Source organism: Paractinoplanes ovalisporus, from assembly GCF_016834655.1.
GTDB classification, from domain to species: domain Bacteria; phylum Actinomycetota; class Actinomycetes; order Mycobacteriales; family Micromonosporaceae; genus Actinoplanes; species Actinoplanes ovalisporus.
In genome coordinates this window covers 240,040-265,503 of the sequence record NZ_JAENHP010000003.1, presented here as the reverse complement: position 1 = coordinate 265,503, position 25,464 = coordinate 240,040, and the positions used below count along the sequence as shown (strand labels likewise).

Annotated in this window: 28 protein-coding genes and 1 riboswitch; of the genes, 11 read left to right on the top strand and 17 right to left on the bottom strand. The window is 72.3% G+C overall.

Going from position 1 to position 25,464, the window contains the following annotated elements:
- Positions 1-399: 399 nt before the first annotated feature.
- From JIG36_RS11420 to JIG36_RS11410, 3 genes are all read right to left on the bottom strand, one after another.
- Positions 400-885, bottom strand: coding sequence for a GNAT family N-acetyltransferase (locus JIG36_RS11420; protein ID WP_203376073.1), 486 nt, complete (start codon positions 883-885; stop codon positions 400-402).
- A 79-nt stretch (positions 886-964) separates the two neighbouring features.
- Positions 965-1,432 (bottom strand): NUDIX hydrolase, encoded by a 468-nt coding sequence (locus tag JIG36_RS11415; protein WP_203376072.1) that lies wholly within the window; start codon positions 1,430-1,432, stop codon positions 965-967.
- The gene (locus JIG36_RS11410; protein ID WP_203376071.1) at positions 1,429-1,797 is read right to left on the bottom strand and encodes a MerR family transcriptional regulator; all 369 of its coding nucleotides are present in this window, start codon (positions 1,795-1,797) and stop codon (positions 1,429-1,431) included. Before JIG36_RS11410 ends, JIG36_RS11415 begins: the two co-directional genes overlap by 4 nt.
- A 58-nt stretch (positions 1,798-1,855) precedes the next feature.
- Between JIG36_RS11410 and JIG36_RS53215 the strand changes: the two genes are divergently transcribed.
- Complete coding sequence (locus JIG36_RS53215) at positions 1,856-2,587, top strand: SDR family NAD(P)-dependent oxidoreductase (protein ID WP_203376070.1); 732 nt, start codon at positions 1,856-1,858, stop codon at positions 2,585-2,587.
- A gap of 16 nt (positions 2,588-2,603) precedes the next feature.
- On the opposite strand, the gene JIG36_RS11400 is transcribed toward JIG36_RS53215, so the two are convergent.
- Together JIG36_RS11400 and JIG36_RS11395 are read right to left on the bottom strand one after the other, a co-directional pair.
- Positions 2,604-2,924 (bottom strand): DMT family transporter, encoded by a 321-nt coding sequence (locus JIG36_RS11400; RefSeq protein WP_203376069.1) that lies wholly within the window; start codon positions 2,922-2,924, stop codon positions 2,604-2,606.
- Complete coding sequence (locus JIG36_RS11395; protein WP_203376068.1) at positions 2,921-3,259, bottom strand: DMT family transporter; 339 nt, start codon at positions 3,257-3,259, stop codon at positions 2,921-2,923. The genes JIG36_RS11400 and JIG36_RS11395 overlap by 4 nt, the downstream gene beginning before the upstream one ends.
- Positions 3,260-3,320: 61 nt before the next feature.
- Between JIG36_RS11395 and JIG36_RS51795 the strand changes: the two genes are divergently transcribed.
- The 3 genes from JIG36_RS51795 to sugE all read left to right on the top strand — a co-directional run bounded on the left by JIG36_RS51795 (position 3,321) and on the right by sugE (position 4,430).
- Positions 3,321-3,686, top strand: a complete 366-nt coding sequence (locus JIG36_RS51795) for a VOC family protein (protein ID WP_307872673.1) — start codon at positions 3,321-3,323, stop codon at positions 3,684-3,686.
- On the top strand, positions 3,652-4,023 hold the full coding sequence (locus JIG36_RS51790) for a VOC family protein (RefSeq protein WP_307872672.1): 372 nt from the start codon (positions 3,652-3,654) through the stop codon (positions 4,021-4,023). Before JIG36_RS51795 ends, JIG36_RS51790 begins: the two co-directional genes overlap by 35 nt.
- Positions 4,024-4,031: 8 nt before the next feature.
- A riboswitch (guanidine-III (ykkC-III) riboswitch) is annotated at positions 4,032-4,098 on the top strand.
- Positions 4,099-4,115: 17 nt separating this feature from the next.
- Positions 4,116-4,430 (top strand): quaternary ammonium compound efflux SMR transporter SugE, encoded by a 315-nt coding sequence (sugE, locus tag JIG36_RS11385; RefSeq protein WP_203376067.1) that lies wholly within the window; start codon positions 4,116-4,118, stop codon positions 4,428-4,430.
- On the opposite strand, the gene JIG36_RS11380 is transcribed toward sugE, so the two are convergent.
- Positions 4,414-5,154: an alpha/beta fold hydrolase gene (locus JIG36_RS11380; RefSeq protein ID WP_307872671.1), complete on the bottom strand. Its 741-nt coding sequence runs from the start codon at positions 5,152-5,154 to the stop codon at positions 4,414-4,416. The genes sugE and JIG36_RS11380 overlap by 17 nt on opposite strands.
- Between JIG36_RS11380 and JIG36_RS11375 the strand changes: the two genes are divergently transcribed.
- Positions 5,138-5,830, top strand: a complete 693-nt coding sequence (locus tag JIG36_RS11375; RefSeq protein WP_203376065.1) for a hypothetical protein — start codon at positions 5,138-5,140, stop codon at positions 5,828-5,830. The two genes, JIG36_RS11380 and JIG36_RS11375, sit on opposite strands and share 17 nt — an antisense overlap.
- 177 nt (positions 5,831-6,007) lie before the next feature.
- Here JIG36_RS11375 and JIG36_RS11370 read toward each other — a convergent pair whose 3' ends face one another.
- The 3 genes from JIG36_RS11370 to JIG36_RS11360 form a co-directional block, all read right to left on the bottom strand.
- Positions 6,008-6,796 carry a lysophospholipid acyltransferase family protein gene (locus JIG36_RS11370; RefSeq protein ID WP_203376064.1) on the bottom strand — a complete coding sequence of 263 codons (789 nt, stop codon included), beginning with the start codon at positions 6,794-6,796 and terminating at the stop codon, positions 6,008-6,010.
- A gap of 40 nt (positions 6,797-6,836) precedes the next feature.
- Positions 6,837-7,697, bottom strand: a complete 861-nt coding sequence (locus JIG36_RS11365) for a phosphotransferase enzyme family protein (RefSeq protein ID WP_203376063.1) — start codon at positions 7,695-7,697, stop codon at positions 6,837-6,839.
- A 70-nt stretch (positions 7,698-7,767) separates the two neighbouring features.
- Complete coding sequence (locus tag JIG36_RS11360; RefSeq protein WP_236046643.1) at positions 7,768-8,403, bottom strand: hypothetical protein; 636 nt, start codon at positions 8,401-8,403, stop codon at positions 7,768-7,770.
- On the opposite strand from JIG36_RS11360, the gene JIG36_RS11355 reads away from it, so the two are divergent.
- The gene (locus tag JIG36_RS11355; RefSeq protein WP_203376062.1) at positions 8,402-8,842 is read left to right on the top strand and encodes a VOC family protein; all 441 of its coding nucleotides are present in this window, start codon (positions 8,402-8,404) and stop codon (positions 8,840-8,842) included. The two genes, JIG36_RS11360 and JIG36_RS11355, sit on opposite strands and share 2 nt — an antisense overlap.
- Positions 8,843-9,335: 493 nt before the next feature.
- Here JIG36_RS11355 and JIG36_RS11350 read toward each other — a convergent pair whose 3' ends face one another.
- The 4 genes from JIG36_RS11350 to JIG36_RS11335 are packed head-to-tail and all read right to left on the bottom strand — an operon-like array spanning position 9,336 to position 14,660.
- On the bottom strand, positions 9,336-10,196 hold the full coding sequence (locus JIG36_RS11350; protein ID WP_203376061.1) for a dienelactone hydrolase family protein: 861 nt from the start codon (positions 10,194-10,196) through the stop codon (positions 9,336-9,338).
- The gene (locus JIG36_RS11345) at positions 10,193-11,086 is read right to left on the bottom strand and encodes a histidine phosphatase family protein (RefSeq protein ID WP_203376060.1); all 894 of its coding nucleotides are present in this window, start codon (positions 11,084-11,086) and stop codon (positions 10,193-10,195) included. The genes JIG36_RS11350 and JIG36_RS11345 overlap by 4 nt, the downstream gene beginning before the upstream one ends.
- Positions 11,083-11,628, bottom strand: a complete 546-nt coding sequence (locus JIG36_RS11340; RefSeq protein ID WP_203376059.1) for a LuxR family transcriptional regulator — start codon at positions 11,626-11,628, stop codon at positions 11,083-11,085. The genes JIG36_RS11345 and JIG36_RS11340 overlap by 4 nt, the downstream gene beginning before the upstream one ends.
- Positions 11,625-14,660 (bottom strand): LuxR C-terminal-related transcriptional regulator, encoded by a 3,036-nt coding sequence (locus JIG36_RS11335; RefSeq protein WP_203376670.1) that lies wholly within the window; start codon positions 14,658-14,660, stop codon positions 11,625-11,627. Before JIG36_RS11335 ends, JIG36_RS11340 begins: the two co-directional genes overlap by 4 nt.
- 267 nt (positions 14,661-14,927) lie before the next feature.
- Here JIG36_RS11335 and JIG36_RS11330 point away from each other — a divergent pair, with 267 nt between their 5' ends.
- The 5 genes from JIG36_RS11330 to JIG36_RS11310 all read left to right on the top strand — a co-directional run bounded on the left by JIG36_RS11330 (position 14,928) and on the right by JIG36_RS11310 (position 20,589).
- A complete protein-coding gene (locus JIG36_RS11330; protein WP_236046641.1) occupies positions 14,928-16,379 on the top strand; it encodes a dynamin family protein in 1,452 nt (483 codons plus the stop codon).
- 73 nt (positions 16,380-16,452) lie between these two features.
- Positions 16,453-18,282: a dynamin family protein gene (locus JIG36_RS11325; protein ID WP_203376057.1), complete on the top strand. Its 1,830-nt coding sequence runs from the start codon at positions 16,453-16,455 to the stop codon at positions 18,280-18,282.
- Positions 18,279-18,776, top strand: coding sequence for a hypothetical protein (locus JIG36_RS11320; RefSeq protein WP_203376056.1), 498 nt, complete (start codon positions 18,279-18,281; stop codon positions 18,774-18,776). Before JIG36_RS11325 ends, JIG36_RS11320 begins: the two co-directional genes overlap by 4 nt.
- Before the next feature lie 77 nt (positions 18,777-18,853).
- Complete coding sequence (locus JIG36_RS11315; protein WP_203376055.1) at positions 18,854-20,233, top strand: MFS transporter; 1,380 nt, start codon at positions 18,854-18,856, stop codon at positions 20,231-20,233.
- Positions 20,233-20,589 (top strand): GntR family transcriptional regulator, encoded by a 357-nt coding sequence (locus JIG36_RS11310; RefSeq protein ID WP_203376054.1) that lies wholly within the window; start codon positions 20,233-20,235, stop codon positions 20,587-20,589. Before JIG36_RS11315 ends, JIG36_RS11310 begins: the two co-directional genes overlap by 1 nt.
- Here the strand turns inward: JIG36_RS11310 and JIG36_RS11305 are convergent.
- The 4 genes from JIG36_RS11305 to JIG36_RS11290 are packed head-to-tail and all read right to left on the bottom strand — an operon-like array spanning position 20,586 to position 25,420.
- On the bottom strand, positions 20,586-21,095 hold the full coding sequence (locus JIG36_RS11305; RefSeq protein ID WP_203376053.1) for an NUDIX hydrolase: 510 nt from the start codon (positions 21,093-21,095) through the stop codon (positions 20,586-20,588). The two genes, JIG36_RS11310 and JIG36_RS11305, sit on opposite strands and share 4 nt — an antisense overlap.
- Before the next feature lie 30 nt (positions 21,096-21,125).
- The gene (locus JIG36_RS11300) at positions 21,126-23,252 is read right to left on the bottom strand and encodes an MMPL family transporter (protein WP_203376052.1); all 2,127 of its coding nucleotides are present in this window, start codon (positions 23,250-23,252) and stop codon (positions 21,126-21,128) included.
- A gap of 54 nt (positions 23,253-23,306) precedes the next feature.
- Positions 23,307-24,434: a winged helix-turn-helix domain-containing protein gene (locus JIG36_RS11295; RefSeq protein ID WP_203376051.1), complete on the bottom strand. Its 1,128-nt coding sequence runs from the start codon at positions 24,432-24,434 to the stop codon at positions 23,307-23,309.
- Between the two features lie 8 nt (positions 24,435-24,442).
- On the bottom strand, positions 24,443-25,420 hold the full coding sequence (locus JIG36_RS11290; RefSeq protein ID WP_203376050.1) for a LacI family DNA-binding transcriptional regulator: 978 nt from the start codon (positions 25,418-25,420) through the stop codon (positions 24,443-24,445).
- Positions 25,421-25,464 lie beyond the last annotated feature (44 nt).

Below are 25,464 nucleotides of genomic sequence, written 5' to 3'. Positions count from 1 at the left end.
CCCAGGCCATACAGTTGCCGAGATGCGGCCTTCCGAAAGGCCGTTGCTGCCGACGCCGGCCCGATCTTGCCTCAGTGGCTGAGCGCCGAAGAGTCGAAATCCTGAGAGATCGCTGCTGAGAGAAGTGCGCACCGGCACCGGCCCTCGGACCGCACCTGCGAGGACCCTCGCAGGTGCACAGGCGATGACGATCAGTCTCCAGTACGCGTGGGCGCAACTTTCCCGTCGGCCGCCGCCTTGCATCGCAAGCGGCGCCTCGGGACGCCCTCGGTGGCATAACCGGCGCTACGGCACGGGCTTCCGCGACGGCGGGGAGATGGGCGACCGTCGGCGCGTAATTTCAGGCTTTCGAGGTGGCACCACTTCCACCGTGATCACTTTTAGTTGACATAATGTGCATTAACGACCCGGGATTTTGTCGATGGAACGCTCCAGCCAGACGTTGGCCGGCCATCCAGGGTGATCGCTGGGGTCGCGGCGGATCTCGGTGAAACCGCGCGCCGTGTAGAAGGCGGCGGCCCGCGTGTTGCCGTCGGCGTAGGCCAGGCGCACCGGGCGGGTTCCGGCGAGCGTGATCAGTTCGGTCAGCAGCGCTGAGCCGGCGCCGGTTCCTTGGGCTTCGGGTGTCACGTAGAGCTTCCAGATGACGGCGGTGTCGGCGCGCAGGTCGATGTTGCCGAGGCCGATGACGTCGTGGTTGTCGTTTTCGGCGAGCAGCATCGTGGTGACGGTGAGGCTTCGTGCGGTGGCTTCTTGTGACCACCAGTTAATGAGTCCGTGGGCGATGTAGTCGGCGCCGGCGAACGCGTACGTGGGTGGCCAGGTTTCGTGTCCGATGCGGATGATGGCTTGTACGTCGTCGTCGGTGGCTTGGCGGATTTTCATGTGGTCCTCCCCCGGGTTGCGCCCATGCTCCCATCGCGACCGGGCAACGACGACCCCAGTGAGACGGCGGCAGCCCGGCTCAGTGCTGGATCAGGCCGCCGGTCGGGACTGGGGCGACGTGGCCGTTCGCGGGACGGGTGGTGGCCAGGGCCAGCCCGATGTCGACCAGCGACGACCGGCGCAGGCGGCTGACCTGCGGTAGCGGTGTCCAGGCGGGGTCGGTGGTGGCGCCGTCGGGTTCGGGGCGCGGGGTGCCGGCGGTGATGCGTACCTGGTAGAAGATGCCGACGTTGTGGTGTTCGCTCCCCCGTATGGCTTCGGCGGCGGGGATGACTCTCGAGTCGACGCCGAGCAGGTGGTCGACGTGGCCGGTGCAGCCGGTTTCCTCGGTGAGTTCGCGGGTGACGGTGTCGTACGGGTCTTCGGCGTGTTCGACCTGGCCGCCGGGCAGGGTCCAGTGGGTGTCGCCGGTCGGGGTGACGTAGCGGGTGAGCAGGATCTGGTTGTTGTGGATGCAGACCGCGTAGGCGGCGAGCCGGAAGCTCACGAGCCGATGAGCCCGGACGGGGTGGCGAGTTTGGTGAGGTAGCTCTCCAGGGTTTCGCGGCGTTCGCGGAGGCGGTCTTCCTGGTGCTGGAGTTCGTCGCGGACCTGCAGGACGCGGGTCATCATGGCGTTGCAGTCGCCGTCGGGGGTGGTGTTGAGGGCGCAGGGCAGGATGTCGCGGATGATCTCGGACGGGAGGCCGGCGCGGTAGAGGTCCTGGATGAAGGCGACGATGTCGACGGCTTGCGGGGTGTAGGTGCGGTAGCCGTTGGGGCTGCGGGTGGTGGGGAGCAGGCCTTGCTGGTCGTAGTAGCGCAGGGCGCGGGTGCTGACGCCGGTGGCTTGGGCTAGTTCTCCGATGCGCATGGTGTCCCCCGCGTGCGGCTTGACATTGACGTTAGCGTCAAAGTTTAGCGTGCTCGGTATGACGACGTTTGCGCAGATGGCGGGCCGGGTGGCGGTGGTGACGGGCGGGTCGAGCGGGATCGGGGCTGCGGTTGCTGCGCGTCTGGAGGCGTACGGGGCGAAGGTGTTGACCGTGTCTCGGAGTGCGGGGGCGTCGGTGCGGTTGGATCTGGCCGAGCCGGGGGCTGCCGGTGAGTTGGTGCGGGTCCTCGATGAGCGTGGCGTCGAGGTGGAGATGCTGGTGAACAACGCCGGGGTGAGTCTGCTGGGCAAGGTTGCGGACAGTGATCCGGCGGCGTTGCGGGCGTTGGTGGATCTGAATGCGGGGGCGTTGACGGAGACGACGGCTCTGCTGGTGCCGCGGATGGTGGGCCGGGGGCACGGCACGGTGGTGAACATCGCGAGCACGGGCGCGTACGTGCCGGCGCCTTATATGGCGGCGTACGGCGCGTCGAAGGCGTACGTGTTGTCGTTCTCCCAGGCTTTGTGGGCGGAGACCAGGGGTTCGGGGGTGCGGGTGGTGGCGGTTTCCCCGGGTCCGACGGACACCCCGATGAACCGCTCCCCTATGGCCAAGCGGTCGACCGGTCAGGTGGTGGACACGGTGGTGCGGGCGGTGGCGGGGCGCCGGCCGGCGGTGGTCGACGGCGGGGTGAACCGGTTGACGAGTGTGGTGTTCGGGCGGGTGTTGCCGGGTGCCTGGTCGGCGGGTCTGGCGGCTTGGCTGGCGCCGCGGACCGTGCTGCGGTGACGACAGCCGGCCGGGGTCAGTGGCTGCCGAGTTCGACGAGCAGGACGCCGGTGATGACCAGCAGGATGCCGGCGCCCATGGTGCGGGTCAGGGGTTCTTTGAAGGCGGCGCGGGCGATCAGGGCGGTGCCGGCGATGCCGATGGCCGACCAGATGCCGTAGGCGATGCCGATGGGCATGCCTTTGTGCAGGGAGAGTGACAGCAGGGTGAAGGAGGCGATGTAGCCGGCGATGACGGGCAGGGCCCATTTTTTGACGCGGAGGCCTTCGGAGAGGCGCAGGGCCATGGTGGCGCTGATTTCGAGGGTGATGGCCAGGGTGAGGTAGAGGTAGCTCATCGGGCGGGTCCGGGTCGGTGCGGGTGGGAGCCGAGTTCGATCAGCAGGACACCGCCGATGATGGCGGTGAAGCCGAGGCCCATGACCCAGGTGAGGGGGTCGTCGAACAGGGCGGCGGCGGCCAGGGCGGTGAGGGCGACGCCGAGGGCGGCCCAGATGCCGTAGGCGACGCCGATGGGCATGCCGAGGCGGAGCACGATCGAGACGAAGACGAAGGACAGGCTGTATCCGGCGACGACGAGGGTGTACCAGGCGGGGTGGTCGACGGCGGCGCGCAGGGCGAGGCTGGCGCTGACTTCGGACAGGATCGCGGCGGCCAGGGCGGCCCATCTCATGCGGGGCTTCCTCCGTGGGCGGGGCAGGGATGATGGTCGAAGTCTGGCATGGGAGTTGATCGTGCGGGTTCGTTGGATCACGGGGTTTCTGGATTCGCCGTCGCGGGTGGCGGAGGGGTTCTGGCTGGCGGTGACGGGCACGTCGTTGTCGCCGCGGCGGGGGGATTTCGCGACGTTGGTGCCGGTGTCGGGGGACGCGTATCTGCGGGTGCAGGTTCTGCGGTCCGCTCCCCCGCGCGCGCATCTGGATCTGCATGTCGACGATGTGGTGGCGGCCGTCGTGGAGGCGGTGGGTCTGGGGGCGTCGGTGGTGCTCGACGAGGGGTCGCTGGTGGTGTTGCGCTCGCCCGCTGGTGTGGTGTTCTGCCTGGTGGGCTGGGCGGGTGAGGCCGGTGTCGTGGCCGGGCGCGGTGGTGAGTGCGGTTGATCAGCTGTGTGTCGACGTACCGGAAACCGTTTTTGATCGTGAGGCGGTTTTCTGGTCGGCGTTGACCGGGTGGGAGCGGGCGCCGTCGGATCTGCCGCAGTTCGAGCATCTGGTGCGGGGTGCCGGGATGCCGTTGAAGTTGCTGCTGCAGCGCACACAGGCCGGTCCGGCGGGTCTGCATGTGGATCTGGCCTGCACGGATGTCGACGCCGAGGTGGCGCGGCATGTGGCGTTGGGGGCTTCGGTCGTACGGCGGGTGGAGGGTGACTGGACGACGTTGCGTGATGTTTCTGGCCGGGAGTATTGCGTCACCGCCCGGTCGCCGTCGGTTTGCTAGCGTGGGTGCCGGCGCCGCAGTGGCGGTTGCCCCGGACGAGGACGTGTCGTACCCGGCCTGCAAAGACGACCGCGTGAGGGTGGTCTGTCGTCATGGCCTGGGTTGTTCTTGTGGTTTCCGGTGTGCTCGAGTCGGTGTGGGCGATCGCCCTGGGCCGCTCGCAGGGTTTCACCCGCCTGACCCCCAGTGTGATCTTCGGGGTGGCGCTGGTGCTGAGCATGGCCGGGCTGGCTTACAGCCTGAAGAGCATTCCCGTCGGTACGGGGTATGCGGTGTGGGTGGGTATCGGCGCGGTCGGGACGGCGGTGGCCGGGATGGTGTTCCTCGGTGAGTCGGCCAATGTGCTGCGGATCCTGTCGTTGCTGCTGGTGGTGGCCGGGGTGATCGGACTCAAGGTGTTCCACTGACCGCGGCGCGGATGAGTTCCGCCGTTTCGGCGGGTTTCTCCTCGTGGACCTGGTGGCCGCAGTCGAGTTCGACGAGCCGGAACTTCTCGCCGAGCGCGGTGGCGCACTGGCCGGGGTAGCCGGGTGGGACGGCTTTGGAGCGGCGGGCCCGCACGAGGGTGGTCGGTGCGGCCGGGGCGACGGGTTCGCGGGCCAGTTCGGTCCAGGTGGCGGCGATGACCGGGCTGGGCGCTTCGGCGGCGAACTTGGCGGCCAGGGCTTCCGGCAGGCCGATGCCGGGGTCGAGCAGGATCAGCCGGCGGATGCGGCCGGGGATCAACTGCGACAGGTGTACGGCGATGGTGGCGCCCAGGGAGTGCCCGACCACAACGGCCTGGTCGAGGTGCAGGGTGTCGAGGATTTCCCGTACGTCGTCAGCGTGCTGTTCGAACGTCCACGGCGGCTGTGTGGTGGATCGTCCGTGGCCGCGCAGGTCGGGTGCGTGGACGCGGATGCCCGGGCAGGTGGTCTTCGGCGAGGCGCTGCCATCGGGTGCCGTCGCGCATGAGACTGTGCAGCGCCACCACGGGTGGGCCGTCGGTGGGGCCGTAGTGGTGGAGATGCAGCACCCGGGAAGGGTACTTGGCCGCTCCCCCGTGCGGGTTTGTCGGTGGGGCCTGGTAGAAGAGTCATACAAACGTTCGAAGGCTGGGTTGGAGGGTGGCGTGATGGCGGGGCTGAGCACCGACGAGCTGCAGGTGATCAAGGACGGGCTGGCGTCGGGGCGCAAGCCGCGGGTGCAGTTCACCGAGGCGGCCGGGCAGATGGCGGGTCAGATCGGGCAGGTGATCGGGCTGGGTGATCCGGCCGAGTCCGACGAGTGGGTGACGGTGCGGTTCGGGCGTGACGAGTTGCCCTTCTCCCCCGGTGATCTGCGGGTGGCGCCGCGGGGTGCGGCCGCGAAGAAGGCCGTCCCGCCGCAGCCTGCTCCCGCGCCCGAGCCGGCCGGTCCGGCTTTTGTGCTCGACCAGCCCGCACCCGTGAAGAAGGCCGCTCCGGCGCCCCGCAAGAACGAGGACGACGTGACCCCGACCCCGACCCCGGCGCCCGCGGCGAAGAAGACGGCCGCGCGGGCCGCGAAGCCGAAGCCGTTGCCGGCGTTGACGGTGACTCTGGCCTACGCGGAGGGCGAGTGGACGGTCGCCGCGTCCCAGGGTTCCAAGGCCCTGGCGAAGCCTTACATGATCCGTCCGGCCGAGGCGCTGCGGATGGTGGCGCTGGTCGACGTGCCGGGGGTGCACGAGGCGGTTGAGCAGATCATGGCCGGTGAGCGGGCCGAGGCCGAGGAGCAGGCACGGCGGTTACGGGCCGAGCTGGCCGAGGTGGAGGCGCGTCTGGCCGAGCTGGGCGAGAAGCCCTGAGTCAGGCCGGGCGGGCTCGGCGGGCGGGGTTTACCGCCCCGGTAGGCGGCGAGGAACTGCCCGCCCGCGCGGATCCAGTGGTCGACCCCGGCCAGAACGACCGCGGCGGCGGCGAACACGGCGGTGGTCGCCAGGACCGCCCGCCGCGGGTTGCTCGTCGGGCCGTCGGCCGGCTGTTCAGGGGGCGACGCGGTCGTCGGCGGGCCGGCGGGGGCGTACGCGGGACAGGTCCTCGGCGCGGGTGGTGTCGACGTAGCGGGGCGTCTGCATCTCGCCGGTGCGCAGCGGGATCAGGGTGTCGTGGATGCCGTCCATGATCAGGCGGGTGGCGCGCATGGCCTGGGCGCCCGCGGTGCCGGACAGGCCGGTCAGGTCGACGGGGGTGCGGCCGAAGCGGACGTGGACGACCGGGCGGCGTACGACGGCCCGGGCCAGTGACCGCAGCAGGTGCTTGGGGGTGGTGTAGGGCAGCACGGCGTGGGTGCCCCACTGGGCGACGGGCAGCACCGGCGCTCCGGAGAGGGCGGCCATGCGGGCGACGCCGGTCTTGCCGCGTTCGGGCCACATCCACGGGTCGAGGCCGATGCGGCCCTCGGGGTAGACGAGCACGAGGGCGCCGTCCTTGAGGGCCTGGGCGGCGGCGGGCAGGGCGTCGGCGACGGTGGCGCTGCGCCGGTCGACGCGGATGTGCCCGGCCCGGCGCATGGCGGCGCCGACGATGGGCGCGTCGAACAGCCCGCCGGTGGCCATGATCCGCGGCGCGATGCCGATCTTGTGGCAGGCGGCGGTCATGACGATCGGGTCGAACGGGCTCACGTGGTTGGCGGCCAGGATCAGCGGGCCGCGGCGCAGGTCGGCCGGGATGTCACCGGAGACGCGCAGCCGGCACAGCGGGAACACGACGAGGCGGGACAGCGCGAGCATGAACCGCCACATGAGCGGTGTTTTCTCCGTGGTGCTTTCCATAAGGTCGCTAATGATCGCACGGCCGGGGCGGGGGCCCGGATCACCCGACCGGCCGGAACCCGGCCTCGGCCACGTCGAGCCAGGTGTCGACGGTGGCCGGGTCGTGGTGGCGGATCGACCAGTCGACCATGCGCAGGCTCATGTGCGCCCAGTAGGTGTTGTAGCGGCGGTCGGAGATGCCGGCCAGGCGCTGGTCGAGGGGGCCGAGCATCCCCGGGCCGGCCCTGGCGAGGGTGAACCGGAGGGTGACCAGGTCGAAGTGGCGGTCGCCGCGGGCCGCGCCGTCCCAGTCGATGAGCCCGGTGACGCGGCCGCTGGGGTCGACGAGCACGTTGCCGGGGTGGAAGTCCATGTGGACGAGGTCGTCGCCGACCATCACCGTGCCGGCCGCGCCGATGGTGTGGATGCGTTCGAGCAGGGCGGCCGTGCGGGGGCTGTGTTCGGCGAGGGGGTCGTGCAGGCAGAAACCGGGCCCGTCACCGGTCAGGTAAAGGTCGGTGGGTTTGGGGGCGGGCACGTCGGCCAGCAGCCCGGCCAGGCGGTCGTTGATGGCCAGCATCTGCCGCACCAGATGCGGGTCGGGTTGCTGCGGGGGCCGGCCGGGCAGGCGTTGCTGGACGATGACGCGGCGGCCGTCGACGTGGGCGGACAGTTCGTGGCGGGCGGTCGGCACCCCGGCCTGGCGGGCCTTGTCGACCAGCGGGCCGCTGCGGGACCGGCCCTCGGTGAGCACGGAGTGGCGCCCGTCGGGCCAGCGCACATAGGCGGCGCCGACCTCACCGCCCGGGGCCGGGCCCTCCAGCTCGAGACGCACCCCGGTGATCTCGGCGATCCGTTGCAGGATGCGCGGAGCGTCCAGGCGCGCGGAACGTGGCCACGCAGGGCGGACCGCTTCAGTCACTTCGGCCCCCGCCCGGTGACGGCATACGCATAGCGCGACGACCCTACCGCCTCGCCGTCACCCGATGGTGTCAGGCATCTGTCAGCCCGAGAAGTTGCGCGACCCGTACGGTCAGATCGGTTTCGGTCAGGCCCGGCTCGACCTCGACGGTGGCCAGGCCGCGCTCACGGGTCTCGGCGCGCAGCCGGTCGGTGAACATGCGGTCGCGTTCCAGCAGATGGTGCAGGGCCCGCTCGGGGTCGCTGGTGCGGGCGGCGATCTGCCAGGTGGAGCCCCGGTGGTCGAACGCGGCCCGCCGGAACTCGGGGGTGGGCAGCAACCAGACCGCCCTCGCTTCCGGTGGTACGAGGGCGGGCAGCAGCCGGAACCCTTCGGCGATCACCGGGCGAGGCCGCCGGCGCAGGTCGTCGAGGATCAGGTCGAACGCTTCGCCCCGGAACCAGTGGAACGTGTCCAGCATGGTCGCGGGCGGTCGCAGCCACCGCTCGTCCATGGACATGCCGATGAAGGCGGCCAGTTGCGGGCTCGTACGGGGGTCGGCTCTTTTCGCATGATCTGCCATGGCGGCGTCGGTGTCGTAGACCCCCAGCCCGTGCTCGGCGGCCAGACGCCGCGCGATCGTGGACTTGCCGGCGCCGCTGCCCCCGCCGATCCAGTAGATGCCTTCGATGGTCATGTCGTACCCCCGGGGCAGGATCCCACGCATGACCACTCTGCCCGCACGACTGTCCGTCGTGACCCTCGGCGCCCGTGATCTGCCCGCCCTTCGGGTGTTCTACCGGCGGCTGGGCTGGCCCGAACGTGACGGCTCGGACGACACTTTCGCCTCGTTCCTGCTCGGCGGGGTGCTGCTCGCTCTCTACCCGACAGCCGACCTGGCCGCCGAGGCCGCGCCCGACCTTCCCGGGCCGGTGTCGCCCGGGTGGGGTGGTTTCACCCTGGCCCGCAACGTGGACAGCCGTGCCGCCGTCGACTCGGCGTTCGCCGCGGCCGTCGGCGCGGGCGCCACCGCCGTGGCCCCGCCGGTCGACCGTGACTGGGGCGGCCGGTCCGGCTACATCGCCGACCCCGAGGGCAACCGGTGGGAGATCGCCTGGAACGGCGACGCCACGTTCGACGAGCGGGGCGCCCTGCTGACCTTCTGACACCGGCCGTGCGTTGCTTTCGCCCGGCCGGGCGAGCCGTGCGCCGCTTTCAATCGGCCGGTCAGCGCCGTGAAAGCGCCCGCTCGACAGCCTGGGCCGTGGTGTCGGCCCGGTGTTGAAGCCGATCACCGACGACGGGGTCTCCCGGCGGGCGATGTCGATCAGTTTCTCGAGCAAGGGGGTCAGGGCGGGGTCGAGCCGCACCCCGCCTCCGATCACGATGACGTCGTAGTGGCGGGACCGGACCGTGTCGCGGAACTTCTCCTCGGCGCCGGGGTCGCGGGAGAGCAGGCAGCTCTCGAAGCTCATCCCCATCCGCGCCGCGACGGTCGCCGCGCGTTCGAGCCCGGCCCGGACTCGCGCCGCGTCGACGCCCGGGAAGGCCTGGTCCTGCCCGGAGGAATCCGCGAGGTGCCACGGGTCGAGACCCACGTTGAGCACGCTGCGCTCCGGCTGAGCGCGACCGGGCCGGGCCGCGTCAGAGGTGGCGGGGTCAGAGGTGGCGGGTCAGGAAATCGTAGGCACGGGCCCGCATCGGCTCGGTGAACTCGTGGCCGCCGTCGTAGAGGGCCAGCTCGACCTGGTCCCCCACGACCAGCTCGGCCGCGCCCCGGCTCCACTTGTCGTCGCGGGTGGCCGAGATCAGCAGCCTCGTGGTGGACGGGTAGGAGGCGATCACGTCGTCGAGGTCGTAGCGGGGCACGAACCCGGGCACCACCGTCTCGGCCTGCAACCCGGTGTCGTGGGTGGCCGACAACCGGAACGGGATGCACCCGCAGTTCGACACCGACGCGACGATCCGCGGGTCGAACGCGGGCGCCCACAGAGCCATCCGGCCGCCGTACGAGTGACCCAGGAACCCGATCCGGGTGGCGTCGACATCCGGCCGGCTCACCAGATGGTCGAGGGCCACCGTGATGTCGTGCAGACATTTCGCGAGCAGGGTCTGACCGCGTACGAGCCGGGTCGAGGCTTCCCACCACGACACATTGCCCTGACCGTCCCGGCTCCAGTTGCGTTCCTCGAAGCCGAGCGCGTCCGGCACGATCGTCACGAACCCGCGGGCGGCGAGCTCGGGCGCGTACGCCTGGTCGGGATGCCCGCGCAACCCGACCACCTCGCTCTTGCCGACACCGAACTGGCTGGCGTGCTGGTGGTGGCCGAACACGGCCGGGGCCGGGCCGGTCAGTCCTTTCGGCACACACACGTAGGCGGGCACCCGCTCGCCGGCCTCCACCGAGTAGACGACCTTCTCACGGATGTAGGAGCCACAGTCGACGCTCTCCACCGTTTCCGGTTCGGGGTCGACGCGCTCCGGCCACGGGCCGAGAAGCCGTTTCCAATCGCCGGTCATACCCGGACCTCCACAATGTCGGGGAACCTCAGCCCCGCCCAGAAATCGCCGGCGGGGCCGGTGACGTGGGCGGTGGCAGCCAGCCAGCATGACATGGCCATGCCGTGGGTGCCGATGACCAGCGGCCGCCCGGCGGCCCGGGCGGTGTGACGGGCCACGGCGTCACCGAACCGGGCAACCACGTCGGCGTGCGGTTCCCAGCCGGGGTGGGCGGTGCCTTCGACGTACGCGCGGGCCCGTTCCCGGTGGTCGTCGCGCCACTCGTGGGGGCGGCGCACCTCGTCGAAACCGGCGTCGACGACCACGAGCCGCGCGACATCGCCGGCCCAGACCGCCGGCGCGGATCCGGTGCCGGCAGTCGGCGCGCCTTCCTCACGGAGGGCGGCGGAGACCACGTCACGAGCTTCAGCCGTCAGCGGCCGGTCCGTGTTCGGGGCGGTGGAGGCGTGGGGAGTGCTGGTGGCCGGCGGCCGGCCTGTGCCGGGCGTGTGCTCGGACAACAGCGCGCCCGCGGCCGGTGACCGCTCGGTGGGGGCGGGAAACGGCTCGCCTGAGTGGGGGCCGGCGAGGGAGGAGTGAGGAGTGTCGGTGGCGTGTGTGGAGAAGGGCGTGCCCGTGGTCGGTGTCCGGCCGGCGGGGAGCGGCTCGCTCGCGTCAGGGTGGGTGAGGAAAGCGGCGGCGAGGGTTTCGGCGGCCTTGGGCTCACTGCTGGCGACCAGATAGGCGTCCGGGGGCAGGAGCAGGGCGCGGGCCGCGGCGAGGCCTTCGGGGCCGAGGTGCCAGCGGTCGGGGGCCACGGCCGGGTCGAGATGCGGCATCGCGTGGCGTACGAGCAGGATCCGGTTCGGGACGGGCCCGGTGGCGGCCGAGCCGTGACCTCGCTGGATCAATGGGAGCGGGGCGGGGCGCCGCGCTGACGCAGGTACGCCAGGACGGCCTCGCGGGTGGTGCGGACACCGAACATCGCGCGGGCCTCGGCGATGCGGCGGTTGGCGGTGCGCAGGGACAGGAATTCGGCGGCGGCCGCGGCGGCGATGGTGTCACCGGCGGCCAGACGGTCGAGCAGGGCGCGTTGTTCGGGCACCAGGTCGGCCACCGTGTTGTTGCCGCCCACCGGTTCGGTCACGCCCTGATGGACGGGGCCGAGACGGGCCAGGTCGTCGATCAGGGCGCGGCCCAGCGGCGATTCGGCGTCGCAGACGGCGACGATGCCGGCGCCTCGGGCCGCGGCCAGGACCGCGAGTTGCAGGGTGTCGGGGTCGCCGATACGTCCGTGCAGCACGAGGCGGCTGCCGGTGACGTCCCAGGCGGGGTCGGGCAGGGCGAAGCCGTCGCGGGCCACCCAGCCGTCGCGGGTGAGTCGGCGCAGCACGGTGTCGGCGTCACCGGGGTTGGCGACGACGTGGCGGGGAGCGTCGGGCTGTCTGGTCACCGGCCATCCTTGTGCGTGTCAGACATGTCGGGGGGTGAGGAATGGGTGAAGGCCAGGGCGGCAGCTTCCGTTCGGGTGCGGGCGCCGAGCTTGCGCATGCCGGCGCGGATGTGGGTGTCGACCGTCTCGGCGGAGATGCCGAGCTGACCGGCGATCCGGCGGGTCGGTTCGCCGGCCGCGACCAGCCGCAGGACGTCGGTCTCGCGGCGGGTCAGTTGGTCACCCGAGCGGGGGCTGCGGGTGTCGCGGTGCACGTGGTGCCGGCGCAGGCCGCGGCGGGCCCGCCCGGCGAGCACGGTGAACCCGGCCGCGTCGGCGAGCTGCTCGGCCGACAACAGCGCGGCCACGGCCCGCTGCGAATCGGTGTCGGTCACCCCGGCCGCGATCAGGCACCGGATGCGTTCCCGCAGAGCGATCGGTTTCCACCCCTCGGCGGCGGCGGTGAAGCCGGTGCCGGTGGCCCAGGCGGTCAGCGTACGCCGCGCCGCCCCCGGAAGCCCGCCCGGAATCGGAGGCGCCGACTGCTCGCCCAGGTCGAACGCGGCCCACCGGGCGGTGATCGCGTGCAGCCCGGCCAGCAGCCCGTCCGCGTCCCCGCCGGTGCCGAGCGCCCGGTCGGGTTGCCCGTCGAGCCACGCCGTCTCCTGCGCCACCCACGCCGTCGCCGGATGCGCCGGCCCCGCGTCGAGATGCGCACGAGCCGCCGCGAGCAGCCCGGTGTCGGCCTCGATCAGCGCCGTCGCCGCGGTCGCATAACCACGGGCCTCGTCGGGCAACGCCCGGTCGGTCAGATTCGAAGCCCGCTTCAGTACGCCGTCAGAACCGTCCCACAACCGCACCCCGGCCCCGCCCGCCGAACCGGAACCATGGACCGCTCCCGCCAAGCCAACTCCGGCGGTCCCGGACACAGCGCCCACCGCCCCGCCGGGCACAGCTGAAGCCGAGACCACGCCGGCAGCTCCCGCCGAAGCAGCGATCGCTGCGGACGAGCCGGGCACAGCAGTGGGCGTGGAACCGGCAGACCCCGCTGAGGCAGCGCCGGCCGTCCCGGCTGAACCCGAGACCACACCACCAGATCCCGCCGAAGCAGCGCCTGCGGTTCCGGACGCAGCAGCGGGTCCAGCCGAACCTGAGTACAGCCCGGCAGCTCCCGCCGAAGCAGCAGCGGGTCCAGCCGAACCCGAGTACAGCCCGGCAGCTCCCGCTGAATCAGCCCGCACGTCGGCGGACCCGGCGACAGCAGCGGACCCGGCCGGTGAAACGGGCGACGACGAGGCGAGCAGCTCACCCGGAATCGAACCGTGCAACGCGAGGGCCCAATCGGCGGCCGCCGCGAACCGGGTCTGCCACCCGTATGACAAGTCGGCCGCACTGTCCCGGGCCGCCGCCAGCGCGACATCGGCCGATTCAGCGAGGCGACCGTCGGCCGCCAACTGCTCCACGAGCAGCCACGCCGCCCACCGGCTGATCAACGGATCACCGCTGCGCGCCGCCGATGCCAGAGCGGAATCCCAGCCGGGCGTACGGAACCGGGCCTGCACCGCCGCCAACGCGGCCGCCACCCCGGGTGTGGGCTGCGGATGCCGGGCGCTGATCTTGCCGGCGAGGTCCTGCGCCGAGGCCGGGTCGGCCGCCAGTTCGGCGAGCAGCAACACGCGGTCCCGGGCGGCGAGCACCGGCCCGGTCGCGGCGTCAGGCACCGACCGTACGGCCGCCCGGGCCCCTTGCGGGTCATCGGCCTGAAGAAGTGCCTCACCGCGCAGCACGTCCGCTTCGGGCCCCAACGGCTCGGCCGCCACCAGAACCCGGGCCGCGGCCGAAGCCCGCCCCGCGGTCAGCAGCGCGTCGGCCGCCGCGATCCGCACCCGCGGGTCGATCGGCACGTCGAGTTCGCACGCGAACAGCAGCAGCTCGGCCCGGTCACCGCCCGAGGTCTGGTCGGCCGCCACCAACGCCCGCCGGTGCGCGCCGGGCAGGTCACCGGCCGCGGCCAGGTGCCGGGCGGCTTCGGCGGGCGGGGTCAGCTCGGCCAGCCGGGTGTGCAGTTCGACGCGGGCCGCGGCGTCGAGCAGCCCGGCCGCGGTCTCGGCCACATAGGTCGACACCGGGACGAGAAGGTCGCCACCGGAAGAGCCAGCCGGGCCAGCGGCGGCGGAAAGCCCACTGGAGGAGCCAGCCGGACCGGGAACGCCGGAAGACCCGGCCGAGCCGACAGCACCGAAGGACCCGGGCGAGCCGGCGGCACTGGAAGAGCCGGCCGAGCCGACAGCGCCGGAGGACCCAGCCGAGCCGGGAGCGCCGAGGAGACCGGCCGGGGCGACCAGCCCAGCCGCGAGCAGATCGGCCGCGCCCGCGCCGAGCAGACCGGCCGGAGCGGGCCGCCCGAGCAACCCGAGCGCGGCCAGGGCGGTGCGGGCCGGGCGTGGCAGGTCGGACAGGGCGGTCGCGATCGCGTACGCCACCTGGTCGATGCCCGGCCCCGCCCCCGGTTTGGCCGCGGCGGCCTGCCGGGCCAGCGCGGTGATCGCGAGGGGGTTGCCGCCGGCCCGGTCGACCACAGCCGACAGCAACGCCGGATCAAGCCCCCCAGCTGTACGCCCGGCCAGCTCGAGCGCAGCGTCACGGCCCAGCGGCGGCACCTCGACCCAGGCCGTGGCGGCAGCCCGCAACGAGTCGAGGACCGGCCCGCTCAAACGGTGGGGGGTGCGCAACGCGACCAGCACCCGGCAGAACCGGGCCAGGGCGGGCAGCGCGGCCAGGGTGGCCGCGTCCGCGTACTGGATGTCGTCGAGGACCAGCAGCCCGGCCCGCACCCGGGACCGGACCGCTTCGGCGAGCAGGTGCACGTCGTGGGCGGGCAGCCGGGCCCGCACGGCGCGGGACAGCGCGAGCGCGGGCACCGTCTGGAGCATGGCCAGCCCGCCGCCGGAGTGAACCGGCCCGGGAACGGCGGCCGTGAGCTCACGCAGCGCGGTGCTGCGGCCGCTGCCGGGCGGGCCGGTCAGCACGACAAGACCGGGGCGTTGCAGCATGGCGGCGGCCTGACGCAGCGCTTCCGCCACCTGATCCCCTCCCCCCGAAGTATTCGGTCTGCGTGGCACGAACTCGGGATCCCCAGCTCGTGCGCGGTCCGTAGGCTGTGCTGCGGCGGGTGACCCTGACACCCGCCCCGAATCGTGACGGGGAGGCTTCTCAGTGACACCGGCCGTGGTCTGCACATTCTCTCCGACAATGTGCCCGGCTGACGAGTCATGGTGAGCGGCCCGCTGAGCGCCAGCGTAGCGACGCTCTGTGACCAGATGGTGGCCCGTGTCGGGAAAGAGGCCGGTGGCCAGCTAATTCAGATCCGTGACCGCCTCGGTGAACCGTTACGGGTTGCGATCGCGGGTCGCCTGAAAGCCGGAAAGTCGACACTCGTCAACGCGTTGATCGGGCGCCGGGTCGCGCCCACGGCGGTCGGTGAGTGCACCCGGGTGGTCACCCGTTTCCGTTACGGGACGGCCGACCGGGTCGATGTGGTGTGCCGTGACGGGTCGCGCCGGAGCCTGCCACTGGACGACGACGGCATGATTCCGCAGCGCCTCGGGGTGCCCGCGTCCCGCGTCGCGTACGTCGACGTCACCCTCACCAGTGAGAAACTGCGTGACCTGACCGTGGTCGACACGCCCGGCCTGGCGTCGACCGACACGCTCGTCAGTGCCCGCGCCGAAGAGGCCGTGGGCACCTCGACCGCCCCGTTCGACGCCGACATCGACGCCGACTCGGCCGGGGAGGTCGCCGCCGCCGAGGCCGTGGTCTACGTGTTCACCCAGGCGGTGCGGGCCGACGACCTGCGCGCCCTGGAGGCGTTCCGGGACGCGTCGGCCCGGCTCGCGTCCACCCCGATCAACGCGCTCGGCGTGTTCGGCAAGGCCGACACCCTGGTCGCCGGAGCCGGCGACCCGTGGCCGGTGGCGGGTCCGCTGGCCGAGCAGCAGGCCTCACTTCTTTCCCGTACGGTCTCCGACGTCGTGCCCGTGGTCGGCCTGCTCGCCGAGACCGGTGAGTCGGGGCGGCTCACCGGTGCCGACCGGGACGCCCTGCGGCAGCTCGCCGCGTTGCCCCCGGCCGAGTTGAAGATCATGCTGGCGTCGGTCGACCTGTTCCGGTCGCGGACCGCCCCGGTCGGCGCCGAGCAGCGGGAACGGTTGCTGCAGCTGCTCGACCTGTACGGCATCGGGTTCGCCCTGGCCCAGCTGGAAGCCGACCCGCGGCTGTCCACCGGGGAGCTGGTGCGCCGGCTGGTCGCCGCGTCCGGGTTCCCCCGGCTGCGCAACACCCTGGAGGAGACGTTCCGGTGGCGGTCCGACGCGATCAAGGCCGGGTGGGCGTTGTCGCGGCTCGAGCGGCTGGCCGGGCACACCCGCGACGAACGCGACCGGGAAAGGCTGCGCGACGGTGTGGAACGGCTGCTGCGTGACCCCGCCTACCACCGGCTGCGGCTGCTCGACGCCGCCCAGCGGGTCGCCACCGGCGCGGTCGCGCTGCCCGTGGAATGGGAGCAGGAACTGACCCGGCTGGCCACCTCGGAAGACCCGCGCTGGATCCTGCGGCTGCCCGACGCCGGCGTGGAGGAACTCGCCACGGCCGCCGTGGCCGCCGCGAACCGGTGGCGGGTCTACGCGGTCGCCGGGGCCGGTCCCGCCCAGTCCCGCGTCGCCCAGGTCGCCCAGCGCGGCTTCCACATCCTGGCCCAGCAGGTGCGCCGATGACCCCGCCCGCCGAAGAACAGGCAGCAGGTGCGCCGATGAGGAGGCAGACGCCGATGAGGAAGCAGGCGCGCCGATGACGCAGCCCCGCTCCGCACAAAAACCGGCCAACGACCTGACCCCGGTTCTCGACGCCGCTGTCAACGACACCCTGGCGTACGTGCGCACCCAGGACCCCGACGCGGGCGCCGAACTGGCCGACCTGCGGCGCCGCCGCCTGACCCGCCCCGAGGTCGTCGTGGTGGGCGAGACCAAACGCGGCAAGAGCTCCCTGATCAACGCGCTGCTCGGGGTGCCCGGCCTGTCCCCGGTCGACGCCGCCGTCGCCACCGCCACCTACCTGCAGTTCGTGCCCGGCCCGGCCGGCGCCCGGGCGTGGCTGCCCGGCTCGGCCGACCCGGTCGACATCGACAGCCTGGCCGAGTGGGCCACCGGCGCCCAGCGGGCCCGGCGCATCGAGGTCAGCCACCCGGCGCCGATGCTGCGCTACGTCAGCCTGCTCGACACTCCCGGCGTCGGTGGCCTCGACCCGGCCCACACCGCGGTCGCCCTGGCCGCGGTGGAACGGGCCACGGCGCTGCTGTTCGTCGCCGACGCCTCGGCGCCGCTGTCCGGGCCGGAACTGGACTTCCTGGTCGCGGCCAGCGAGCGGGTCGACGCGGTGGTCTTCGCCCTCACCAAGATCGACGGGTTTGCGGGGTGGCGGCGCATCCTCGACGACAACCGGGCTCTGCTGCGCGCCCACGCCCCGCGGTTCGCCGAGGCGTCCTGGTTCGCGGTGTCGTCCACCCTGGCCGAGCTGGCCGTCGAGGCGGGACCGGAGGAGCAGGCGGCCCTGGTCGAGGCGTCGAAGATCGCCGAACTGCAGCACGCCCTGGTCGAGCTGGCCGGGCGCGGGCACCAGTTGCAGCTGGCGAACGTGCTGCGGGCGGCCCGCGGTGATCTGCTGCGCCTGCAGTCGGCGGCGGAGGACACCGTACGGGCGGTGGAAGCCGACCCCGTGCGCACCGCGCAGATCCGCGCCGAACGCGCCGCCCTGGCCGCGCGCAAACGCACCGAGTCGCGGCAGTGGACGCTGCTGCTGAGCACCGAGACCCAACGCGCCCGGGTCGAGACCGTCGGGGCGTTGCGCACCCGCATCGCCGCCGTGCAGCAGGAGTTCTCCCAGCGCATCGACGCCGGCCGTGGGGAGGCCCTGGCCAAGCTGCCCGAGCAGCTCGACGCCGAGTTGCAGGCCGTCGCCGTGCAGCTGTCGCAGCAGCTGGAGGACACGTTCGCGCAGGTCGGGGAGAAGGTCCTGGCGTCGGTGTTCGACGAGAGCGAACGCGCGGCGATGCTGGGCCGGCTCAACGCGTCGCTGCGCCACGCCATGGACGCCGCCCCGCCCCGCGACGGCTCGGCCGACAACCTGCTGATCGCCCTGTCCGCCGGCGGCATCGCGTTCATGGCCGGGCGCGGCGCCATGCTGGGCGCGTCCGTCCTCGCGGTCGGCGGCGGGTTGCTCATCCCGGTCGCCGGGATCGGTCTGGGCCTGGCCGCCGGCGGGTACGTGCTGTACCGGCGGCGGGTGCAGACCGACCGGCAGCAGGCGAGGATCTGGCTGCGCGACGTGCTCGGCGAGGCCCGGGCGGCGCTGGCCGACGAGATCGCCAACCGGTTCACCGACCTTCAGTACGCCCTGTCCGTCGCGGTCGACGACGCCGTCGAGAAGCGGCTGCGGGACCTGGACGCGCACATCGCCGAGATCGACGCGGCCGCCGCCGAGGACGCGGCCGGCCGGGCGAAACGGCGCGCCGCGGCCCAGCAGGAGCTCGACGGGGTACGCGCGAGGCTGCGCGCCGCCGACGCGGCACTTTCCCGGGCCCGGGCGCTGACGCCCGCGCCGCACGACGAGGAGGACCGATGACGGACCATCACGACTTCGGCGACCACGACGACTTCTCGGTCTTCGACACGCCCGACCTGCACGACACGCCCGACAGCCACGACAGCTTCGGGCATTTCGACCAGCCGGACGATCATGAGTTGTTCGACGACCCCGGTCATTTCGAGCCGGTCGAGCATCATCACGAGGAGCCGCTGGACGACCCGCTGCCGGTCGAGGACCACGCCGCCGTGGCCGACGACGTGGTGACGGCCGACCCGGTCGACGTGTTCCCGCCCGCGCTCGACGTCGGTGAGCTGCCCGAACCGGTCGACGGTTTCCCCTGGATCGACACCGGCAGCCTCGGTGTCGTGCACGCCGCCGCGGTCGCGGACACCCCTGATCCCGTACGGCCGGAGGAGCTCGCCGAATACGCCGGCGTCGACCTTCCGCCCGCTCAGGACCCGTGGGCTGCCCTGGCCGACTCCGACGATCCCGCGACGAGCGCCCTGGCCCGGTGGTGGCAGGAAAACTGAGTATCCGGCCTCTCCCCGGGCGTGGTGTGCGGATGACATAGTTTCGGCGCTGACGATCGACATCTGGAGCCGAGCACATGGCCGCACCCGGCACTGACACCATCGCTCCCGCCCGCCGGGAACGCACGGGCTGGTACTTCTACGACTGGGCCAACTCGGCCTTCTCGACCACGGTCCTGACCGTCTTCCTCGGACCGTTTTTGACCACCACCACCGAGATCGCCGCCGGCTGCCCCCTCGGAACCGACGACTGCACCGGCCGGGTGCACCCGTTCGGCCTCACCATCGCCGCCGGCTCCTTCTACCCGTACGTGGTCAGCCTGTCGGTCTTCCTCACCGTGTTCGTGCTGCCCGTCATGGGGGCCATCGCCGACCGCGCCCCGCGCAAGAAGCCGCTGCTGGCCGGGGCCGCGTTCCTGGGCGCCGCCGCCACCATCGCCATGGTGTTCGTGACCGGCGACCGTTACCTGCTGGGCGGGCTGCTGTTCCTGGTCGCCAACATCGCGTTCGGCGCCGCCGTCGTCGTCTACAACTCGTTCCTGCCGCAACTGGCCGGCCCCGACGAACGCGACAAGGTGTCCAGCCGCGGCTGGGCCCTCGGCTATCTGGGCGGCGGGCTGCTGCTGGCCGCGAACCTGGTCGCCGTGATGATCCTGTCGATCGACGGCGACGACCAGCGCACCATGGACATCGCCCGGTTCTGCATCGTCAGCGCCGGCGTGTGGTGGGCCGTGTTCACCCTCATCCCGCTGCGCTGGCTCAAGGAACACCCGGCGGCGGGGGCGGCCGCGGAGGCCGGGCGCGGCAACGTGCTGACCGACGGGTTCAAGCAGCTCGGGCACACGCTGCGCAGCCTCAAGGCGTACCCGCTGACGTTGTTCTTCCTGCTCGCCTATCTGATCTACAACGACGGCATCCAGACCGTGATCGCCCTGGCCGCCCAGTTCGGCAGCGAGGAACTGGACCTCACCCAGTCCACGCTGATCGTCACCATCCTCATCGTGCAGTTCCTGGCGTTCGGCGGCGCGCTGCTGCTGGGCGCCCTGGCGAACCGGATCGGCGCCCGCAAGACGGTGCTGCTGAGCCTGGCCCTGTGGCTGGTCGTGATCGCCGCCGCCTACTGGCTGCCGGCCGGGCAACCGCTGCCGTTCATGCTGCTGGGCGCGGGCATCGGCATCGTCATGGGCGGCAGCCAGGCCCTGAGCCGCAGCCTGTTCTCCCAGCTCATCCCGAACGGCCGCGAGGGCGAGTACTACGGCTTCTACGAGATCAGCGACAAGGGCACCAGCTGGCTCGGGCCGCTGCTGTTCGGCCTGATCTTCCAGCTCACCGACAGCTACCGGCTCGGCATCATCAGCCTGGTCGTGTTCTTCGTGGTCGGTGGCATCCTGCTCTCCCTGGTCCCGATGCGCCGCGCCATCACGGCCGCGGGCAACACACCCCCCAGACTGATCTGATGGACATCGTCATCGACCCGGCCTCGGCCACACCCCCGTACGAGCAGGTGCGGTTGCGCATCGCCGAGCTGGCCGCCGCGGGCACCCTGGCGGCCGGGGAGAAGCTTCCTCCCGTACGGGCCCTGGCCGCCGAACTGGGTCTGGCGGCCAACACGGTGGCCCGGGCCTACCGGGAGCTCGAGCTGGCCGGCCTGGTCGAGACCCGGGGCCGCCTGGGAACGGTCGTCACGGCCCGGGCGGCGGGCACCTCGACCCAGGCGCAGAAGGCCGCCGCCACGTACGCGGAAAAGGTCAAAGGTCTGGGGGTGCCGCCCGAGACCGCGCTGGCCCTGGTCCGGGCGGCGCTGGGACTCTAGAGACCGTGCCGGGGGCCCAGCTCGGCGTGGACGTCACCGGGCTGCACGAACCAGGGCGGCCCGTCCGGGGCGGCGGTGGTCTCGATCCGCAGTTTGGTCAGGCCGCTCACCTCGGGCATGTCGTCGGGCGTGAACCAGCCCACTTCGAGGGATTCGTCGCCGTCGGGGCGGGCCTGACCGCCGACGGCCCGGCACCGGAACCACACGGCCAGGTATTCGCACTTGTCGCCGTTGGGGTATTCGGCCGCGTGCATGGCCACGCCGGCGAGGCGTTCGATCTCGGCGATGACCCCGGTCTCCTCCTCGATCTCCCGCAGCACCGTCTCGGCCGGCTGCTCCCCCGGGTCGATCATTCCGGCCGGCAGCGACCACTGCCCGTTGTCCGACCGTTTGAGCAGCAGGATGCGGCCCTGGTCGTCGCGCACGACCGCGCTCGCGCCGGGAAGCAGCAGCAGGTCGTGACCGATGTGGGCGCGCAGCCCGGTGATGTACGGCGAGATCGGCATCCGGTCACAGTGTCACATCGGGGCGAACCGTCACGCGGTGACCGGCTCCTCGGCCTTCTCGTCGTCGGTCAGACCCGGCTCGGCGTGGTCGTGGCGGGGCGGGGTGTCCAGCCGCTGGGCCAGTTTCGCCCCCTCCACGTCGACGTCGGGCAGCAGCCGGTCGAGCCAGCGCGGCAGCCACCACGCGGACGGGCCGAGCAGCAGCATGACGGCCGGCACCAGGGTCATCCGCACCACCACGGCGTCGAACAGGATCGCCACCCCCAGCGCGAACCCGATCGACTTGATGATCGCTTCGGGGCCGAGCATGAACCCGAAGAACACGCTCATCATGATCAGGGCGGCCGCGGTGACGACCCGGGCGCCGTGGCCGAACCCGAAGACCACGGCCTGGCGGGCCGGGGCGCCGTGCACGAAGTCCTCGCGCATGCGGGTCACCAGGAACACCTGGTAGTCCATGGCCAGGCCGAACACGATGCCGATGAGCAGGATCGGCAGGAAACTGATGATCGGGCCGGTCTGGGTGATGCCGAGCACGAAGGCCTGCCAGCCCCACTGGAACACCGCAACCAGGGCCCCGAACGTGGCCGCCACCGACAGCAGGAAACCCAAGGTGGCTTTCAACGGCACCAGCAGCGACCGGAACACCAAGGTCAGCAGGATGAAGGCCAGACCGACGATCAGGGCCAGGTACGGCAGCAGGGCCGCGGCCAGTTTGTCGCTGACGTCCATGTTGACGGCCGTGGTGCCGGTGACGCCGAGCACCCCGGGCAGCGCCCGCAGCCGGTGCACCAGGTCCTCGGTCGCCGGGTCGTCCGGGCCGGTCTCCGGGATGACGGTGACGATCGACGTGTCACCGGCCTCGTTGGTGGCCGCCGGCATGGCCAGGCCCACCCCCACCACCGGGCCGAGCGACACGCCGGGGACGGTGACCACGGTCAGCGGGCCGTTGTAGCCGGGCCCGAAACCGTCGGCGAGCAGGTCGTACGCGCGGCGCGGAGAAGTGTCGTCGGCCGCGGTGCCGTCGGTCGGCAGGCCCAGCCGCAGGTCGTACGCGGGAATCGCGACCACGCCCAGGCCGAGCACGCAGGCGACCACCGCCACGGCCGGTTTCCGGGAGATCAGGCGCACCCACCGCACACCCAGCGGCGGGCGGTCGAACGGATCCCGTACGCGGGCCGGGGTGATCCGTCTGCCCGCGAACCCGATCAGCGCCGGCAGCAGGGTGAGCGCGATGACGACGGCCACCGCCACCGTGCCCGCGGCGGCCACCCCCATCTGGGTCAGGAACGGGATGCCGGCCACGGCCAGCCCGGCCAGGGCGATCACCACGGTCAGACCGGCGAACACGACGGCGTTGCCCGCGGTGCCCACCGCCCGCCCGGCCGCCTCCTGCGGTTCCCGGCCGGCGGCGAGTTCCCCGCGGTAACGCGACACGATGAACAGGGCGTAGTCGATGGCCACGGCCAGGCCCAGCATCGACGCCAGGGTCGACGTGGTGCCGGACAGGTCGGTGAACCGGGTCGCGATGCCGATCCCGGCGAACCCCAGGGCCACCCCGATCATCGCGGTCAGCAGCGGCAGCCCCGCCGCCACCAGCGAGCCGAAGGTGGCCAGCAGCACCAGGGCGGCCACGATGATGCCGGCCGCCTCCCCCCAGGGGGCGTGTCCGGCGGGTGCCACGGCGTCCCCGCCGACCTCGGCGATCAGGCCGTCGGCCCGGGCGAACTTGACCACGTCGTCGAGGCTCTGCCGGGCTGATCGGCTCAGCTGCTCGGCCGGCACGGTGAACGTGACCTGGGTGAAGGCGACGGTGCCGTCGGCGTTGGCGGCGAGCGTGGCGACCGAGGCGACCTGCGGGGCGCCCTTGAGCGAGTTGACGGCCCGCACAGCGGCGTCGCCGTCGAGGCGGTTCCCGCCCGGCTGCGAGAACACCACCCGCGCCGAGGCGCCCGCACCGGCGCGCGGGAACCGTTCCTGCAGCAGGTCCATCGTCTGCTGGGCGGGGGTGCCGGGGATGCTGAAGGTGGCGCTGGTGGGTTGCTGCAGCACGACCATGCCGGTCAGGGCGGCGACCAGCACACCGGCCCAGATCAACAGCACGGCCCAGCGGCGCTGGAACGAAGCCCGGCCCAGCCGGTACAGGAACGTGGCCATGCCCCTCACGGTCCTCGGGTTGCGGGCCGCCCGGGGCCGGGTTCGCGCAGACTGTTACCCCTGGGGCTGAGGGGTCAACTGGAACTGTTCGAACCTCTCCAGGGCCCGGTCGACGTCAGGCCGGTCCGGCCCGGTCCACGTCCACTGCTGCACGAGCAGTTTCCCGGCGGCCCGGTCGGTCTTGAGGTCGATCACCGCCACGACCCGGTCACCGGCCAGCACCGGCAGCGCGAAATAGCCGTACCGGCGCTTGGCCTTGGGCACGTACGCCTCGAACACGTGCCGGTAGCCGAAGAACAACTCGAGCCGGTCCCGCTGGATGATCAGCGGGTCGAACGGCGACAGCAGATGCACCACGTCCGGGTCGGCCGGGGGTGGCACGCTGTCGAGGGTGTCCGGGGCCGCCCAGTGCCCGACACCGGCCACGGTGACCGGCACCAGCTGCCGGCGGCGGACCCGCTGCTCGATCAGCTCCCGCGCGGCCGTCTTCAGCGCAGGCGCGTGGAAACACACCGAGGCCACGCTGACCAGGCCCTGCGCGCGTAACGCCCGGTCGAGCCGGTAGGCCAGTTCCTGCCGGGCGGTGGCCGGGCGGGGCGGGCGGTCCCACCCGAAGTGACGGTCCATCAGCTCGTACGTCTTGACCATGCCGGCCCGTTCGCTGACGGTCAGCAGCCCCCACGAGAAGGCGATCTCCAAGGCCAGCTTCGACGGTTTGCGGCTCGCCCACAGCCATTCCTTGTCGACCAGCACGTCGTCGGTGATGTCACGGATGCTCAGCGGCCCGCCGTCGCGGACCCGGGCCACGACCCGCCGCACGTCCTGCGGGGTGGCGCTGCGGTGCCAGCTCAGCCACGGCCCGGTCCGCAACTGCCGCATGCGGGGCAGGAAGAACCGCAGGTCCTCGGCCGGGGCGTACGACAGGGCGTGTGTCCACACCTCGAAGACGCTCTTGTCGACGCTCTGCGCGGCCGCGAGATCGGCGCGCCGGTAGCCCGGGATCCGGCTGAACAGGATGTGGTGGTGGGCCCGCTCGATGACGTTGATGGTGTCGATCTGCACGTAACCCAGGTGCCGTACGGCCGCTGCCACCGCCGGCGGCCCGTCCCCGAACGGCTCGGCGGTGTCGAGCCGTTGCGCGCGCAGCCAGATCCGCCGTGCGTCCTCGATCGCCAGGTCCACGCCGTACCCTAACCGCCGCGGGTCACCAGGGTGGTGTGGTGCACCGACCGCCGCGGCGGGGTGTCGGCACCGGTCATCCGCGCGAACAGCAGCTCCGCGGCGTGCGCGCCGAAAGCGGCCGCGTCATAGGTCACCAGGGTGATCGGGTGGGGCAGCAGATCCGCGAACTCGATGTCGTCGAACGCGGCCACCCCGGCCCGGCTGCCCCGCACCGCGTGCAGCACCCCGACGCACATGCGGTTGTTGTCGGCGAAGAAGGCGTCGGCCAGCCCCAGCAGGCCGGTGGCGGCGGTCCGGGCGTCGTCGACGGTGTGCGCGTTGAGCCGCACCAGCGCCGGGTCGTAGGGCAGCCCGGCGCGTTTGAGGGCCTGTTTGTAACCGGCCAGCCGGGACCGGCCGGTGGTCACCGACGGGTCGCCGCCGACGTACGCGATGCGCCGGTGGCCCTGCTCGAGCAGGCTCTGCACGGCCTTGCGGGCGCCGCCCTGGTTGTCGAGCACGACCGCGTCGGCGGGCACCCCGGCCGGGGTGCGGTCGAGGAACACCATCGGCGCCCACCGGCTCAGCTCGGTGTGCAGATCGCGCTGGGTGTGCGCGGTCGGGACGACCAGCACCCCGTCGACCCGGCGGCGCAGCACCAGGTCGCGCAGCAGGTCACGTTCCCGGTCGTAGCTCTGCCGGGTGCTGGCCACCACGAGCATGTGCTGGTGGCTGCGGGCCACCTGCTCGGCGCCGTCGGTCACCGCCGACCAGAACGGGTTGACCGCGTCCTCGATGACCAGGGCGACGGTGTCGGAGCTCTGCCCGGGACGCAGCGCCCGGGCCGCCGCGTTGCGTTCGAAGCCCAGCTCGGCGATGGCCCGTTCGACCGCGGCGCGGGTCTCGTCGCGGATGTAGCGCTCGTTGTTGACCACGCGCGAGACCGTCGCCGGGCTGACCCCGGCCGCCCGCGCGACGTCGTGCATCGTGGGCCGGCGCTGTGCCAACGTCCGCTCCCGAAGCTCATGCCGTCGCAGGTGTTGCGCGGCTA

What these genes read in the sequence shown, in the direction of transcription:
- JIG36_RS11400 (WP_203376069.1), bottom strand. Translation starts at nt 2,924, where the DNA reads ATGAGCTACCTCTACCTCACCCTGGCCATCACCCTCGAAATCAGCGCC.
- JIG36_RS11305 (WP_203376053.1), bottom strand. Translation starts at nt 21,095, where the DNA reads ATGCCGATCTCGCCGTACATCACCGGGCTGCGCGCCCACATCGGTCAC.
- JIG36_RS11350 (WP_203376061.1), bottom strand. Translation starts at nt 10,196, where the DNA reads ATGACCGGCGATTGGAAACGGCTTCTCGGCCCGTGGCCGGAGCGCGTC.
- JIG36_RS11315 (WP_203376055.1), top strand. Translation starts at nt 18,854, where the DNA reads ATGGCCGCACCCGGCACTGACACCATCGCTCCCGCCCGCCGGGAACGC.
- JIG36_RS11375 (WP_203376065.1), top strand. Translation starts at nt 5,138, where the DNA reads ATGGCGGGGCTGAGCACCGACGAGCTGCAGGTGATCAAGGACGGGCTG.
- JIG36_RS11320 (WP_203376056.1), top strand. Translation starts at nt 18,279, where the DNA reads ATGACGGACCATCACGACTTCGGCGACCACGACGACTTCTCGGTCTTC.
- JIG36_RS11420 (WP_203376073.1), bottom strand. Translation starts at nt 885, where the DNA reads ATGAAAATCCGCCAAGCCACCGACGACGACGTACAAGCCATCATCCGC.
- JIG36_RS11360 (WP_236046643.1), bottom strand. Translation starts at nt 8,403, where the DNA reads ATGCGTGGGATCCTGCCCCGGGGGTACGACATGACCATCGAAGGCATC.
- JIG36_RS11300 (WP_203376052.1), bottom strand. Translation starts at nt 23,252, where the DNA reads ATGGCCACGTTCCTGTACCGGCTGGGCCGGGCTTCGTTCCAGCGCCGC.
- JIG36_RS11410 (WP_203376071.1), bottom strand. Translation starts at nt 1,797, where the DNA reads ATGCGCATCGGAGAACTAGCCCAAGCCACCGGCGTCAGCACCCGCGCC.
- JIG36_RS11310 (WP_203376054.1), top strand. Translation starts at nt 20,233, where the DNA reads ATGGACATCGTCATCGACCCGGCCTCGGCCACACCCCCGTACGAGCAG.
- JIG36_RS11330 (WP_236046641.1), top strand. Translation starts at nt 14,928, where the DNA reads ATGGTGGCCCGTGTCGGGAAAGAGGCCGGTGGCCAGCTAATTCAGATC.
- JIG36_RS11395 (WP_203376068.1), bottom strand. Translation starts at nt 3,259, where the DNA reads ATGAGATGGGCCGCCCTGGCCGCCGCGATCCTGTCCGAAGTCAGCGCC.
- JIG36_RS53215 (WP_203376070.1), top strand. Translation starts at nt 1,856, where the DNA reads ATGACGACGTTTGCGCAGATGGCGGGCCGGGTGGCGGTGGTGACGGGC.
- JIG36_RS11370 (WP_203376064.1), bottom strand. Translation starts at nt 6,796, where the DNA reads ATGGAAAGCACCACGGAGAAAACACCGCTCATGTGGCGGTTCATGCTC.
- JIG36_RS11335 (WP_203376670.1), bottom strand. Translation starts at nt 14,660, where the DNA reads ATGCTGCAACGCCCCGGTCTTGTCGTGCTGACCGGCCCGCCCGGCAGC.
- JIG36_RS11355 (WP_203376062.1), top strand. Translation starts at nt 8,402, where the DNA reads ATGACCACTCTGCCCGCACGACTGTCCGTCGTGACCCTCGGCGCCCGT.
- sugE (WP_203376067.1), top strand. Translation starts at nt 4,116, where the DNA reads ATGGCCTGGGTTGTTCTTGTGGTTTCCGGTGTGCTCGAGTCGGTGTGG.
- JIG36_RS11325 (WP_203376057.1), top strand. Translation starts at nt 16,453, where the DNA reads ATGACGCAGCCCCGCTCCGCACAAAAACCGGCCAACGACCTGACCCCG.